The organism is Treponema socranskii subsp. socranskii VPI DR56BR1116 = ATCC 35536 (assembly GCF_000468115.1).
GTDB lineage: Bacteria > Spirochaetota > Spirochaetia > Treponematales > Treponemataceae > Treponema_D > Treponema_D socranskii.
Map to the genome: position 1 here is coordinate 127336 of NZ_AVQI01000084.1, position 12689 is coordinate 140024.

Annotated in this window: 14 protein-coding genes, 1 tRNA gene and 1 pseudogene; 15 read left to right on the top strand and 1 reads right to left on the bottom strand. The window is 49.2% G+C overall.

Annotated features, from left to right (window positions below):
• The first annotated feature begins 4 nt into the window (after positions 1 to 4).
• The 11 genes and pseudogenes from rimM to HMPREF0860_RS12860 all read left to right on the top strand — a co-directional run bounded on the left by rimM (position 5) and on the right by HMPREF0860_RS12860 (position 6006).
• Positions 5 to 589 (top strand): ribosome maturation factor RimM, encoded by a 585-nt coding sequence (gene rimM / locus HMPREF0860_RS12810; protein WP_021495853.1) that lies wholly within the window; start codon positions 5 to 7, stop codon positions 587 to 589.
• 4 nt (positions 590 to 593) lie between these two features.
• Positions 594 to 1385, top strand: coding sequence for a tRNA (guanosine(37)-N1)-methyltransferase TrmD (trmD, locus tag HMPREF0860_RS12815; protein WP_021330520.1), 792 nt, complete (start codon positions 594 to 596; stop codon positions 1383 to 1385).
• 1 nt (position 1386) lies between these two features.
• Positions 1387 to 1725, top strand: a pseudogene (gene rplS / locus HMPREF0860_RS12820) (50S ribosomal protein L19); the annotation flags it as partial.
• A gap of 237 nt (positions 1726 to 1962) precedes the next feature.
• Positions 1963 to 3207 (top strand): hypothetical protein, encoded by a 1245-nt coding sequence (locus HMPREF0860_RS12825; protein WP_021330571.1) that lies wholly within the window; start codon positions 1963 to 1965, stop codon positions 3205 to 3207.
• Complete coding sequence (locus HMPREF0860_RS12830) at positions 3204 to 3455, top strand: EscU/YscU/HrcU family type III secretion system export apparatus switch protein (protein WP_021330506.1); 252 nt, start codon at positions 3204 to 3206, stop codon at positions 3453 to 3455. The genes HMPREF0860_RS12825 and HMPREF0860_RS12830 overlap by 4 nt, the downstream gene beginning before the upstream one ends.
• A gap of 115 nt (positions 3456 to 3570) precedes the next feature.
• Positions 3571 to 3840: a hypothetical protein gene (locus tag HMPREF0860_RS12835; RefSeq protein WP_021330504.1), complete on the top strand. Its 270-nt coding sequence runs from the start codon at positions 3571 to 3573 to the stop codon at positions 3838 to 3840.
• Positions 3841 to 3887: 47 nt separating this feature from the next.
• Entirely contained in the window at positions 3888 to 4256 is a 369-nt protein-coding gene (locus HMPREF0860_RS12840) for a YraN family protein (protein WP_021330507.1), read from the top strand.
• Positions 4253 to 4444, top strand: coding sequence for a hypothetical protein (locus tag HMPREF0860_RS12845; protein ID WP_021330522.1), 192 nt, complete (start codon positions 4253 to 4255; stop codon positions 4442 to 4444). The genes HMPREF0860_RS12840 and HMPREF0860_RS12845 overlap by 4 nt, the downstream gene beginning before the upstream one ends.
• Before the next feature lie 10 nt (positions 4445 to 4454).
• A complete protein-coding gene (locus tag HMPREF0860_RS13475; protein ID WP_021330557.1) occupies positions 4455 to 4946 on the top strand; it encodes a hypothetical protein in 492 nt (163 codons plus the stop codon).
• A gap of 101 nt (positions 4947 to 5047) precedes the next feature.
• Positions 5048 to 5133 (top strand) — tRNA-Leu (locus HMPREF0860_RS12855).
• Positions 5134 to 5142: 9 nt separating this feature from the next.
• Positions 5143 to 6006 carry a TatD family hydrolase gene (locus tag HMPREF0860_RS12860; RefSeq protein WP_021330558.1) on the top strand — a complete coding sequence of 288 codons (864 nt, stop codon included), beginning with the start codon at positions 5143 to 5145 and terminating at the stop codon, positions 6004 to 6006.
• 160 nt (positions 6007 to 6166) lie between these two features.
• Here HMPREF0860_RS12860 and HMPREF0860_RS12865 read toward each other — a convergent pair whose 3' ends face one another.
• Positions 6167 to 7771, bottom strand: coding sequence for a leucine-rich repeat domain-containing protein (locus HMPREF0860_RS12865; protein WP_021330550.1), 1605 nt, complete (start codon positions 7769 to 7771; stop codon positions 6167 to 6169).
• A gap of 241 nt (positions 7772 to 8012) precedes the next feature.
• Between HMPREF0860_RS12865 and HMPREF0860_RS12870 the strand changes: the two genes are divergently transcribed.
• From HMPREF0860_RS12870 to secF, 4 genes are all read left to right on the top strand, one after another.
• Positions 8013 to 9179, top strand: a complete 1167-nt coding sequence (locus HMPREF0860_RS12870; protein ID WP_269208040.1) for an ATP-binding protein — start codon at positions 8013 to 8015, stop codon at positions 9177 to 9179.
• 76 nt (positions 9180 to 9255) lie between these two features.
• Complete coding sequence (yajC, locus tag HMPREF0860_RS12875) at positions 9256 to 9651, top strand: preprotein translocase subunit YajC (RefSeq protein ID WP_021330519.1); 396 nt, start codon at positions 9256 to 9258, stop codon at positions 9649 to 9651.
• Positions 9652 to 9666: 15 nt separating this feature from the next.
• The gene (gene secD, locus HMPREF0860_RS12880; protein WP_021330570.1) at positions 9667 to 11409 is read left to right on the top strand and encodes a protein translocase subunit SecD; all 1743 of its coding nucleotides are present in this window, start codon (positions 9667 to 9669) and stop codon (positions 11407 to 11409) included.
• Positions 11409 to 12653 (top strand): protein translocase subunit SecF, encoded by a 1245-nt coding sequence (gene secF / locus HMPREF0860_RS12885; RefSeq protein WP_021330546.1) that lies wholly within the window; start codon positions 11409 to 11411, stop codon positions 12651 to 12653. The genes secD and secF overlap by 1 nt, the downstream gene beginning before the upstream one ends.
• Positions 12654 to 12689 lie beyond the last annotated feature (36 nt).

Genomic DNA, 12689 nt, shown 5'->3' on the forward strand with positions numbered 1-12689 from the left:
GTCGATGAAAGATCAGCTTGCTGTCGGCTTTATCCGCGGTCCACACGGGATTACGGGTGAATGTAAAGTGGAGAGTGCTTCCGGCGCGTACGATCATATCGTTTCGCTCAAGGATGTTACTTTACGGCACGGTGAGGAAACCGAGCGACGCAGAGTCGAATCTGCAGTCTACGGCGGTACCTGCGTGTTTATGAAATTGGCGGGAATCGATTCTCCCGAAGCGGTACGAAAGTACAACGGGTGGGAAGTGGTCGTACCGCGCGAGTGTGCATATCCCTTGAAAAAGGGAGAATGGTACATCGATGATTTGAAAGATTGTTCTCTCGTATATGAGGACAAAAACGGATCGGCGGCTTCGGCCGCGCCTGTCGAAACGATAGGCAAGATCACGGACGTATTGGAAGGCGGAGCGGCGCAGCTTTTGGAAGTGCGCATCTCCGAGGCTTGCAGCGTTCTTGCGGACGATGTCAAACGCACCGTTTCGGGAAAACCGAAAACGGTCTATGTTCCTTTTACGGATGAGCATATCGGCGCGGTCGATATCGAAGGCAAAACGGTGGAGCTGATGCACCTCTGGATTCTGGAGTGATTCCATGCAATTTACCGTGCTGACCTTATTCCCCGATATTCTGCGCGCGTACTTCGAAAATTCGATTATGGCGAAAGCGGTTAAAAAGGGAATTATTTCCTGCGTCTTGACGGATATCAGGGATTTTGCCCGCGATAAACACCGTTCCTGTGACGACGGTCCGTACGGCGGCGGCGCGGGGCAGCTTATGCTCGCCGAGCCGCTCGGAGAAGCGCTCGACAGCGTAGAGGCGTACAAAAAGCGCGTCATCTATATGACGCCCGGAGGAAAGCCTTTTACGCAGGCGAAAGCGCTTGAGTTGAGCCGTGAAAGCGAAATCGTCATTATCTGCGGACGATACGAAGGGATCGACCAGCGGATAATCGATCGGTATGTCGACGAAGAGATTTCGATCGGGGATTACGTTATGTCGAGCGGAGAGGTTGCGGCGGAAGTCGTCATCGACACGGTGTACCGCCTGATCGACGGCGTCATTTCGGCGGAATCGCTCGACGAAGAAAGCTATTCGGGCGGACTGCTTGAATATCCGCAGTATACGCGGCCGCAAAATTATCGGGGAGAAGAAGTACCCGAAGTGCTGCGGTCGGGAAACCACGAAGCGATACGCGCGTGGCGGCTGCGAAAGAGCGTTGCGAAAACGCTTGCCAATCGGCCGGACTTGATAGCGTCTGCGCGAAACGCGGGTACGCTTTCGGAGGAAGCCGAAAAAATTATTAAGGAAATTACGGAGCAGGTTTCGCTTAAAACCGCCGGAAAAAAGAAGCGGGCGAAACGGACTCGGAAAGCTGGAGACTGAGATGGATATCATTAAGGGTATTGAAGAAAAACAAAAGCGCGCGAGCGCCATGGGATTTAATGTCGGCGATACGGTAAAAGTTTTCTTTAAAATCGTCGAAGGCAGAACGGAACGCATTCAAGTGTACGAAGGTGTCGTTATCGCGAAAAACGGCGGCGGTACGCGCGAAACATTTACGGTCCGCAAAGAATCGTACGGCGTCGGAGTCGAGCGCGTGTTCCCGATGCACTCGCCGCGCATCACGAAAGTAGAGATCGTACGTCCGGGTAAGGTCCGCCGTGCAAAACTCTATTACCTCCGCGATGCCGTCGGTAAAGCGAAGCGCATTAAAACGCGCGTCGGCGGAAACATCGCCACGGCTCTTGCCGAACGCAACGCTCGAGCCGATGCCGCGGCCGCCGCTCAGGAAGCTGCAATCAAAGAAGAGCAAAAAGAAGAACACGCAGCGGAAGCGGCTGAAAAAGCGAAAAAGAAATAACGTGTCGCTTTTGAAAACTCAAGCGGTTTTTAGAAGCGGATAGGGCTGTCTCAAAAGTCGGTTGCTTTTTCGACAGCCTGTCGATAATTTTTCCGGCGCATGGATACGATTTCCCGCGTATACGTTCAGACGGCTTCCTTTTCCGGTATGCCGAACCGGCACGAGCTTCGCGAAGGGGATGTCGTTTCCGTGCATATCCTTTCACAAACGGGGCAAAACTCGTATATCGCTTCTTTTGCGGGCGGCAGGTTTTCCGTTACGTCGGAAAGACCGCTTATGCAGGGCGCGGTTTTTTCCGCTTCCGTTTCGCTCAAAGACGGAACGCTCGTCCTTTCACCGCTTATCGCGGATGCCCCTTTTTCAAACGAACATCTCGTAACGACGTTTTCGACGGCACTCAATCCCGACGGAACGCTCTCCGATGCGGAGCTTGTCCGCTATTTCACTTCTCTCAATCTTCCCTCCGATTATATTACCCTTTCTCTTTTTGCCGCGATGCAGTCGCTCGGCATGAAATTCGATGAGAGAATTTTTAACGATGCACGCCGCATCGCGCTGTCGTTTCCCCGGCGTGAAAAAGAAGCGGCACAAGCGGCTCTGCTTTTGGAACAAAAAGGCATCCCTATGGAAAAAGATGCCGTCGCCGCGATCGTCGGTGAAAACGAAAAGAGCGATAAGGACTCCGAAAGCCATGCAGATTCTCAAAGCGGCGGACGTGCAAAGAGAGGAGGGGCGGACGGAAAGCGCGGCAGCGATCCGCAAAACGGCGGAAAAAACGAAAGCGCGGAAGAAGGCGGTTTCGTGAAAGAGGGAAATTCCGTGCAGAGCGGGCGTCAAAGCGGATCCGATGCGGGGCGGCCGCTGAAAGCGCTCATTTCCGAAATAGAAGCGGAAGTGCGGCGATTTTTTTGCGGCTTACTGTCGGAGCGGGCACTTGAGCAAAGCGAAGGAGGCGTCCTCACTCTTTTCAATCACCGCGGGTTTTCTTCCGGCGCAAGCTGGATTCAGCTTCCTTTCGAGATTTCCCTCGACGGCGGGGCACAAACGGGAAAAGGCGTGCTCCGTTTTTTTACGGACGCGCGGCAAAAAAAAGCGGAAAAATATACGGCAACGCTCGATTTCGCTGGGCAATTTTATTATTTTGTGATATACTTACATAAGGAACATTGCCGTGTGCTCTATGCCGCATCGGGCGAGGAGCGTGCAGGCGAAAGCGCATTGCTCAAAAAAGCGCTCGAAGCGGCGTTCGGCGGCAAATCGTTCAGCGTTGAACGGGCGGAAGCCGGCATGCTTTCGAGCTTTTACGAAAAAAGCGGTATTTCCGTTGTCAGAGGCAGCGTATGAAAAAAGCAGTCGCGCTGAAGTACCCTGAAGGAGCGCCTTCACCTTTTGTAACGGCATCCGCTCGGGGCGAGGCGGCGGAAAGGCTTGTCGAAATTGCAAAAGAGCAGGGTATCGCCGTCGTTGAAAACGCGAATCTCGCCGATGTTTTGACGCTCAAAGAAATCGGCTCCTATGTGCCGGAAGAAACGTGGGGCGTGCTCGCGGGGATATTCGCCTTTGTGCTGAAAATGCAGGATAAAAAACGATAAAAGACATCTCAAAAAATCGATCGGATTTTTAAGGGACGAAACTTATTGAAGGTTCAATTTCGAGTCGATTTTTTCAAAACTCGAGATTCAGCCTAAAAAAATACGAGGGGGTTGTATGGCAGGTTTTTTGAAGCTTACGCAAAACGATATTAAAGAAGGTATGCGTTTTTCCGCGCCGGTATTTTTTGACGACGGAAAAAACATGTTTCTCGCCGCGGGAAAGCCGGCAAAGCCGTATCACCTTGCCGCGCTCAAAAATTGGAAGGTCCCGTTTTTGCTCACTGTCGGGCACGTGCTTTCGCAGGCGGAAATCGACGCACAAACAAATGCGAATCTCGAAGACGTGGACGAACTCGAGCCTGTCGACGACGATATGCCGCTCTAAACGCGTAACGGGAATCGTATGTCGTTCAAAGCGAGTCCAATCCGTCTGTGAGCGCTTCAAAAAAATCGATCGGAAAATCGGGAGAAGAAAAAGCTGCGCGTTATTTGACCGAAAAAGGTTATTCGATCGTGGCGCGGAATTGGCAGACAAAAAGCGGTGAAATCGATATAATCGCTTTGTCGAACGAGGTGCTTGTTTTTGCCGAAGTGAAGACGCTTCCGAACGGAAACGCCGATATGCTTTCGCACGTGCTCGACGGCCGGAAACAAAAAAAAATTATAGAAACGTCTAAACGTTTTCTCTCAAACAATCGACAATATAGTAAGCACTATATCAGATACGATGTGATTGTTGTGGATATGCCGTCTTTGCCGGCCGTATATCACATTGAAAACGCTTTTTCGGAGCTTGTATGATTTCCGGTCTGAAAACAACTACTCTCGTTCTCGAAAAACAAAAAGCGGACATACCGCCCCGTCTGCTTGCGCTGCGAGAGATGATTCGGGATGCGGAGTATATCGATACGGCGGTACAGAGGATCGCTCAGGTTATCAGCAAAAAATTGATTGAAAACCCCGAAGACGATCCGCTGTTTACGGAATAACGGAGTAATCATGGGAAAAAATGCAAAGCGGGGACGCGGCAGGCGTGATTGGAAAAATCAAAACGCTCAAAATTCCCGTTCCGGCGGTAAGCAAACGGATAATAAAAATATAAAACTTCGCGATGCCGCCGTTCAGCGTCACCTCTATGAAAATATCGCAGCGCAAAAGAAAAAAGACGAAGCGATTCGCGAACTCAAGCAGCGCCGCGTCGTATGTCCCATCTGCGGAAAGGATATCGAAGATATGGCGAGCGCCGTCGTCGATAAAGCGTCGGGAAATCCCGCGCACTTCGATTGTATTTTGGATCAGTTGAATAAAACGGAAACGCTCGGTGAAAACGAAAAAATCGCATACATCGGTCAGGGCCGCTTTGCGCTTTTGCGCTACGAAGATCCGCGCGACGTAAAATCATTTAAAATTATTAAAACGATAGAGTGGGAAGGGCGCGACGCCGAGCTCCCGTGGCGTAGCGAACTGAGCAGCCTCTACAGTCAAGTCTAGCGCGGGCAAACGCCGTATCGAAAATATTACGTGTCTTCAAGATACGCGCATCGGGTTATTTACAAAAATCGGCATACAAGTTATAGTGGAGCGCATGTGTCGCCAGGATGGTGGAATTGGTAGACACAAGGGACTTAAAATCCCTCGGCAGTTAAATGCCGTGCCGGTTCGATTCCGGTTCCTGGCAAAAGCTTTTATGTTTTCGGATACTCATTTTCATTTTTCCAAGATGTGTGAACGCACGGGGAGCGACGGCGCGGAAATCCTTTCCGAAATGGCAAAGCGCAATTGTCTTTTTGCGCTCGACATCGGTACCGAAAGCGGCGATTTGTCTGCGCGAAAAGCCGCACTGGAAAAAGCCCTTTCACTTGTAAGCGGAGAACTGCAAAAAAATGCCCGGCGTATGCTGCATTACACTGCGGGCTTGTGGCCTTCTTCCGACGCGATTATGCATCGAAAAGAGATGACTGAAACGCTTGAAAAAGATATCGCTTCGTTTTCCGAAAAGATCGCGGCTATAGGAGAGTGCGGCATTGACCGGCATTGGAATCCGGCCGCCGACGGAAGATATGAAAGCGATTCCGATCGGGCGATGAGGGAAGGGGAGTGCGAGCTTTTTGAAATGCAGATCGAGCTTGCAAAAAAACTGAACGTTCCGGTCGTCGTGCACAGCCGCGACGGTTTTGAAGATACGTATCGGTGCATAAAAAATTCGAAATACGACAGAGGAATCATCCACTGTTTTTCGTACGGCATCGAAGAAGCGTGCGCTTTTCTCGACTGCGGCTGGTACATCAGTTTCAGCGGTTCGGTTACGTACGCAAAGCGCGGCAAAGCGGACGAAATGCAAAAGCTTTTGAGCTGCGTTCCCTCGGACAGGATCCTCTGCGAAACCGATTCCCCGTATCTTGCTCCCGTTCCGTACCGCGGCAAAACGAATACGCCGCTTTTTGTCGAACACGTTTACCGCTATGTCGCAAAAGCGCGAAACCTAAGTCCCGAAGCGCTCGGCGAAATCGTCGATGAAAACTGCCGCCGTCTCTTTGTGCTCGAAGGATAGGCAGCGCGGGACGATATCGCTTTTGTCGTATTTTGCATTATTCGGCTGACCGTGCCGACGGCAACACGGCGGAAATGCCGGTTGTAAGTCGGTACGGAGTATACATATAAAAGCGGATTCCCGTCGGAGCGGAGCAAAGCGTCGGCGGGATTACAGCCGTTTATTCTTCGTCTATTTTATTTTCCTGTACGCCGGATGTTTTAAGTTTTTCTTTTAAACCGCTTCCCGATTTTACTTTGAACCGAGCGCTGCAGTTTTGGAACGCTTGGGTGCCGATTGTGGAAAGAGCGGTACACTTGTGAAGATCGATTTCCGTTATGCTTTTACAATTGTCAAAGGCAAACGTACCGATTTCCGTAAGGCTTGCCGGAAAAACCAGTGTTCCCGTTATGTTTTCACTGTGATTAAAAGCGTAGTCTACAATTTTTTCCAATTTTGTACTTTCGGAAAAGTCTACCGTTTGCAGACTTTTACACGTACTGAAAGCGGATTCCCCGATTTCGATAAGATTTTTCGAAAATTTTACTTCGGTTAACGCTTGATTGTTGATGAAAGCGTTCGTTTCAATGTGAGTAAGGTTTTCGGGCATTGCGACGGCTTTCGTAACGGCCGGTGCGCCGAAAAGCAGCTTTGTTTTTTCTTTATTGTAGACGATATCGTTTTCGGCGCATAACGCGGAGTTTGCCGGATCTATAGAAAGATGTGCAAGTTTTGTACAGCCGGTAAAAATATTTCCGACACTGGTAAGGCTTGCAGGCAATTTTGCATCCGTTAAGCCGGTACATTTATTAAATGCATTTCTGTCTATTTTGGTGAGCTTTGTGCAGGAAGAAAAATCGATTTCCGTTATATTTTTGCATTTTAAAAATGCACTTTTTCCGATTTTCGTAAGACTTGCAGGAAAGCTCACTTTTCCCGTTATATTTTCGCAACCGTCAAAAGCGCTGTCTCCGATTCTTGTAACACTTGCGGGTAAGTTCAATTGTCCCTCTATATTTTCGCAGCCGCGGAACGCGTTGTCTTCAATCAGGTCAAGCTTTGTGCTTTTGGAAAAATCCAGCGTTTTCAAACCCGTACAGCCGTTAAAAGCTCCGTCTTCAAGTCTTTTAAGGCTTTCGGGAAAGTGCAGTGCTGTCAATCCTGTACAAGCGTTAAAAGCTTCCGCGTCTATTCTTTCAAGGGTTAAAGGGAAGCGCACTTCCGATATGCCGGCACAGCCCGAAAAAGCTTCCGGACCGATTACGGTAATACCTTCGGGTACGGTTAAAACACCCGATGGCTGAGCGCCTTTATAGCCTTTAAGCGTGCTGCCTTTAATTTTTAACCCGGGGTTTCCGCCTTTTTTTTCACAATTGATTTGCGTTCCGCCCATACCGTAAATGGTAATGAGAGCGGTAAAGGGGTCTTCGTTCGTATCGATGAGTACATCGGCATCCGCGTTGCCCGGAGCGGGCGTTACACCATTTTTGTAACAGGTAATGAGCCATTTTTCATCCGCTTTTTTTTCAAAGGTGATATTGGTATACTTTTTCGGCATTACCGAATTTTGAAAATCGGCAAGCGTTGCGCTCAATATCAACGCTACCGGCTGTCCGTTAAACTTTCCTTCGTACGTGCCGTATATGAGCGCTTTCGGATCGGGTGTCGGCGTCGAGGGTACCGACGGGTTTTCGGTGTTTTGCGCGGCATTATTGCATGCGCTAAAAGCGAATGTGCTGAAAAGCACGGCCGTACATATACATACGTATAAAATCTTTTTGTTCATAAAACCTCCGTTGTGGTTAGCTGTAAGTAATAAAAATTAGCCGATAGTAATTTAAAAAAAGAGATTTGTCAATCGACCGTTTTTTTTGTTTTATCGACTATAATCGAAATCGTGTTGATTTTATCGATTATTTCGACTATAATCGAAACTGCTGTCATTTTCATAAATCTATCGATTACAGTCGAAATCGACAAGGAGCTCGCTTACGGATCGTATTATCAGACCGAAGTACATAACGCAGATTGCGCAATTCGTAGACAAGCCGGTTATTAAAGTGTTGACCGGTATGAGGCGGGTCGGAAAGTCCACGCTTTTAACGATAATAAAAGACGAAGTTTTAAAAAATATACCCGACAAAAATAAAGTATACCTCAACTTCGAGTCGTCCGAACTTTTCGATATAACTACCGCAAAGGCTTTGCGCGCTTATTTGCAGCCTATAATTCAAAAAACAAAAAAGAAACTCTATTTTTTCTTCGACGAAATACAAACGGTTGCGGGCTGGGAAAAAGTCGTCAACAGTCTCAGCGTGGACACAAATTGCGATATTTACATAACGGGATCGAACTCAACGCTTATTTCGGGCGATCTTGCAACCCTGCTTTCGGGGCGGTATACGGCCTTTGAAATTTATCCGTTTACCTTCGGCGAATTTGTGCAGGTTTTTAAAAATAAAAAAATATCCAAAGAAGCGCTGTTCGATAAATTTCTGCAGATCGGCGGAATGCCTTTTTTGCGCTATTTTGATTTGGACGCTTCTCCCTGTTTTAAATATTTAAACGATGTGTATAATACCGTATTGGTCAAAGACGTTTTGCAGTACAACAATATTCGGGATGTCGACGGGTTTAACCGCATTTTATCCTATGTGTTTGAAAACATCGGGCACACCTTTTCGGCAAACGGCATTAAAAATTATTTTAAAAACGAAAAACGAACCGTTTCAATCGATACGATTTTAAATTATTTGGAATATTGCAAAAACGCTTTTATCATTAAAAAAGTTCCGCGCTATGATATGGCGGGCAAAAAAATCCTCAAAGTGGACGAAAAATATTATGTAACGGATCACGGGTTCCGGCAGGCGCAGGGATTTTCCAATACAAAGGATATCGAGCGGACGCTGGAAAATATCGTGTTTATCGAACTTGCGTCGAGGGGCTATGAGGTAAAAATCGGAAAACTGAAAGACAGGGAAATCGATTTTATCGCGCAAAAAAACGATCGGATTTTTTATTATCAGATCGCCTATCTGTTGACCGACGAAAAAACACGCGAGCGTGAATTCGGGGTGTATAAATCGATTGAAGACAATTTTCCGAAATACGTGCTGTCCATGGATCGCGTCGATTTCGGCAGGGACGGCGTTATTCACAAAAACATCGTCGATTTTTTATCGGAGACTTGACGCGCCGACTTCTCTCGTGATATGCTCATAAAACTGGCATTTTTGTCAAATTTTAATAAAATGAAGGGGCTATACAATGTCGTTTATTCCTTTTTTAATGGGCGCAGCCGAAGGCGGAGCGGCCGGCGGTGCGTCGACAACCGGCGGTTTTATGTCATCGATCGTGATGATGGTGCTGCTCGTCGTTATTTTCTATTTTTTCCTTATCCGCCCACAGAGCAAAAAACAAAAAGAAACGCAGAAAATGCTCGACGCGCTGAAAAAAGGCGATAAAGTCGTTACGATAGGCGGCATTCACGGCGTCGTTTCTTCGGTTGACGAAAAAAACGTCATCGTGAAAGTGGACGATGCGACAAAGATCAAATTTACGCGGAGCGCTATCGCCGCAATCGAAAATCCCGAAGCTCCTGCAAAAGACGCGAAAAAATCTTCCGACGCCGATGCGGAAAAACCTTCAGAGGAAAAGAAATAAAACGGAGCTGTCAGCATGAATAAACGTACTCGTTTTGTAATCCTGCTTGCGGTGCTTGCCGTTTGTTTCGCTTTTTTGTGGCCGTCGATCAGCTGGTACTACGGCACGCCGAAAGAGATGAAAGCGCTCGCACTCGGTTCGCTGCAGAGCATTAAAGATTACGCGACCGTAAAAGCCTCCGACGACGTAAAGACCTTTACGGATGCGGCGCGAAAAGATCCGAACGCTCAGCTCGACGAATCCTACGGCTGGATAAAAAAGATCGTCGCGCGGAACTATAAAAATATGGGTGCGAAAGTGCCGTCGCCTTTGACGAAAAGCGCGGTGCTCAACGCATTTTCAAGCGAGCAGGAATTCCGCGAAGCGGTGCAGGCCCGCTACCGCGACGCCATTTTAAAAGCGAAAAAACAATATCAGAATTCGGTAAAGCTCGGACTCGATCTGTCCGGCGGTATGAACATCATCGTCAAAGCCGATCTGGACGCCGCCGTAAAAAATCAGGAAGGAGCCGATACGGCCGAATCGAGCGCGACGCTCAAAGCGAACGCGATGCAGCAGGCGATCGACTCGCTTTCGAGCAGGATCGACCGCTTCGGTCTTACGTCTCCGGTGATCCGACAGCAGGGTGAAGACCGCATCTATATCGAAATCCCGGGAGCTGCGGAAGCGGATGCGATCAATACGATCATCATGGGAAAGGGTATTTTGAATTTCCGTCTCGTCGACGATGCGGCAACTCAAGCGTTTAATAATTATTATCTGCAAAATCCCGGAAACGTCTTCGCTTCCGACGGTACGCTGCTTGACGCTTCCGTCATCCCCGCCGATTGTGAAGTGCTCGGTCTTTATCAAAACGACGACTACGGTCTCGAAGATCGGATCGGCTGGCTTGCCGTAAAAAAAGAGATCGCGCTCGACGGCCGGCATATCAAATCGGCGGAAGTCGGTTCGAGCAATTTAACGAACCGCCCCGAAGTCGATTTCGTGCTTGACGGCGACGGTGCCGTGATTTTCGGCGAGTTTACATCGGCTCACGTCGGCGAGCGGCTCGCCATCGTAAACGACAACAGAATCCGCTCGGCGGCGACGATCAACGACGCGATCACCGGCGGCCGCGTTGCGATAACGGGTTTCAATCTCGAAGAAGCGCAGACGCTGCAAAAAGTGCTGCAGACGGCGTGGCTTTCCGTGCCGCTTTCGGTCGAAAGCCAGCAAGTCATCGGCGCCTCTCTCGGGCAGAAGGCGAAGCGGATGGGCATCATCGCAGTGTTGGTCGGTCTCGGCGCAATCATGTTTTTTATGCTCGTCTACTATAAAGGTGCGGGCGTGAACGCGTGCGTTGCGCAGATCCTCAACCTCTACATCATGTTTTCGGTGCTCTCGGCGTTCAATATGACGATTACGCTTTCGAGCATCGCCGGTATGATTTTGACGATCGGTATGGCGGTCGATGCGAACGTTATCATTTTCGAGCGCATCAAAGAAGAGCTTTCCGACGGCAAAGGACGTACGGCTGCGATCGCCGCAGGTTTCCGTAATGCGTTTTGGGCGATCATGGACTCGAATATTACGACCTTTATCGCGGCGATGTTTTTGTCGCAGCTCGGCAGCGGCGCGATCCAGGGCTTTGCGGTCAGCTTGGCGATCGGTGTCGTCTCTTCCGTGTTTACAGCCTTGTTTGTGTCGCACCTCATGTTCGATTTCAATACCGACGTGTTCCGCAAAAATACCGTGAGCATCAGCTGGAGGGTAAAATAATGACGCGAAAGACGATACATTTCAGCAAAGGTTTCCTTCCGTGTGCGGTCATCAGCGCGGCGATCATCGTTTCGGGTATCGCGGGATTTTTTATACGCGGAATCAATTTCGGTCTCGACTATCGTCCCGGCTTACTCGAAGAAGTGCGCATCGCGCCCGCCGTTTTGGACGTGAGTTATTCCGGCAGCGCGAACGTCAGCCTCGACATGAGCGGTGAGGGGATCGATGTCGTCATAAGCGGAACGGGTTCGGAAAACAAAACCGAAACGCTTTCGTTTGCCGCAAACCGAACGGTTTCCGATCTCGCGTCGAGTCTCAATGCGATCGACGGAATCCGCGCGCAAGTCAATTCGAACGCATCTTCTTCGACGGCGGATTTGTTCGCCGATACGAACGCGTCGAATAAACTTTCATCGACTCCGTATCGCTTGTATTCCGCAGGAAAAACCGATGTCGCCGTTTCGCAAGTGCGCGAAGCGCTTTCGTCGGTCGAAGGCATTTCGATTCAGCAGCTCGGTGCGGGAGAAGCGGCGAGTTTTCAAATCCGCATGGCCGATAAGGGGGACGGAAAATCGAGCGCCGATCTGCAAAATACGGTTTTGACGAATCTGAAAAACAAATTCGGAAATGACAACGTCGTCGTTATCCGTACCGATTTTATCGGTTCGAATTTTTCGCGCGCGATTGCAGTGCAGTCGATCATCGTGCTTGCCTTTGCCGTTGCGCTTATATGGCTGTATGCGACGATCCGCTTTCACTGGGATTTCGCACTCGGCTCGGTATTCGCGCTCATCCACGACTCGCTTATCATGATAACGTTTATCGTATGGTCGCAGATTGAATTTTCGACGATGACGGTAGCGGCGATTTTGACGATTGTCGGTTATTCGATCAACGCGACGATCGTTATCCTCGATCGCGAACGCGCGCTTTTGCCGATCATGAAAGACACGAAAAAATTTACCGACATCATCGATCAGGCGCTCACCGATACGCTGAGCCGTTCGATCATCACGACGGTGACGACGATGTTTGCGGCGGCATCCCTCTACGTGTTTACGCAGGGCGATATCAAAAACTTTGCGCTTGCGCTTCTCGTAGGACTTGTCAGCGGCTGTTATTCGTCCATATTCATTTCGAGCGGATTTATCGCCGCGACGCGAAAAAATTGGAAACCGGAATACGGCATTCACCATTCGCTGAAGCTCCAAAAAGGCGTGTTCGACGTCGGAGTAAGCGTGTAAGCGCATTTCATTGACGTAGTTTCGAAAAATACCGCG

Excerpts from the sequence above, each read along its gene's own strand:
- secD (WP_021330570.1), top strand. The coding sequence starts at position 9,667 with ATGAATAAACGTACTCGTTTTGTAATCCTGCTTGCGGTGCTTGCCGTT.
- HMPREF0860_RS13475 (WP_021330557.1), top strand. The coding sequence starts at position 4,455 with ATGGGAAAAAATGCAAAGCGGGGACGCGGCAGGCGTGATTGGAAAAAT.
- HMPREF0860_RS12865 (WP_021330550.1), bottom strand. The coding sequence starts at position 7,771 with ATGAACAAAAAGATTTTATACGTATGTATATGTACGGCCGTGCTTTTC.
- rimM (WP_021495853.1), top strand. The coding sequence starts at position 5 with ATGAAAGATCAGCTTGCTGTCGGCTTTATCCGCGGTCCACACGGGATT.
- HMPREF0860_RS12830 (WP_021330506.1), top strand. The coding sequence starts at position 3,204 with ATGAAAAAAGCAGTCGCGCTGAAGTACCCTGAAGGAGCGCCTTCACCT.
- trmD (WP_021330520.1), top strand. The coding sequence starts at position 594 with ATGCAATTTACCGTGCTGACCTTATTCCCCGATATTCTGCGCGCGTAC.
- yajC (WP_021330519.1), top strand. The coding sequence starts at position 9,256 with ATGTCGTTTATTCCTTTTTTAATGGGCGCAGCCGAAGGCGGAGCGGCC.
- HMPREF0860_RS12860 (WP_021330558.1), top strand. The coding sequence starts at position 5,143 with ATGTTTTCGGATACTCATTTTCATTTTTCCAAGATGTGTGAACGCACG.
- secF (WP_021330546.1), top strand. The coding sequence starts at position 11,409 with ATGACGCGAAAGACGATACATTTCAGCAAAGGTTTCCTTCCGTGTGCG.
- HMPREF0860_RS12845 (WP_021330522.1), top strand. The coding sequence starts at position 4,253 with ATGATTTCCGGTCTGAAAACAACTACTCTCGTTCTCGAAAAACAAAAA.
- HMPREF0860_RS12835 (WP_021330504.1), top strand. The coding sequence starts at position 3,571 with ATGGCAGGTTTTTTGAAGCTTACGCAAAACGATATTAAAGAAGGTATG.
- HMPREF0860_RS12825 (WP_021330571.1), top strand. The coding sequence starts at position 1,963 with ATGGATACGATTTCCCGCGTATACGTTCAGACGGCTTCCTTTTCCGGT.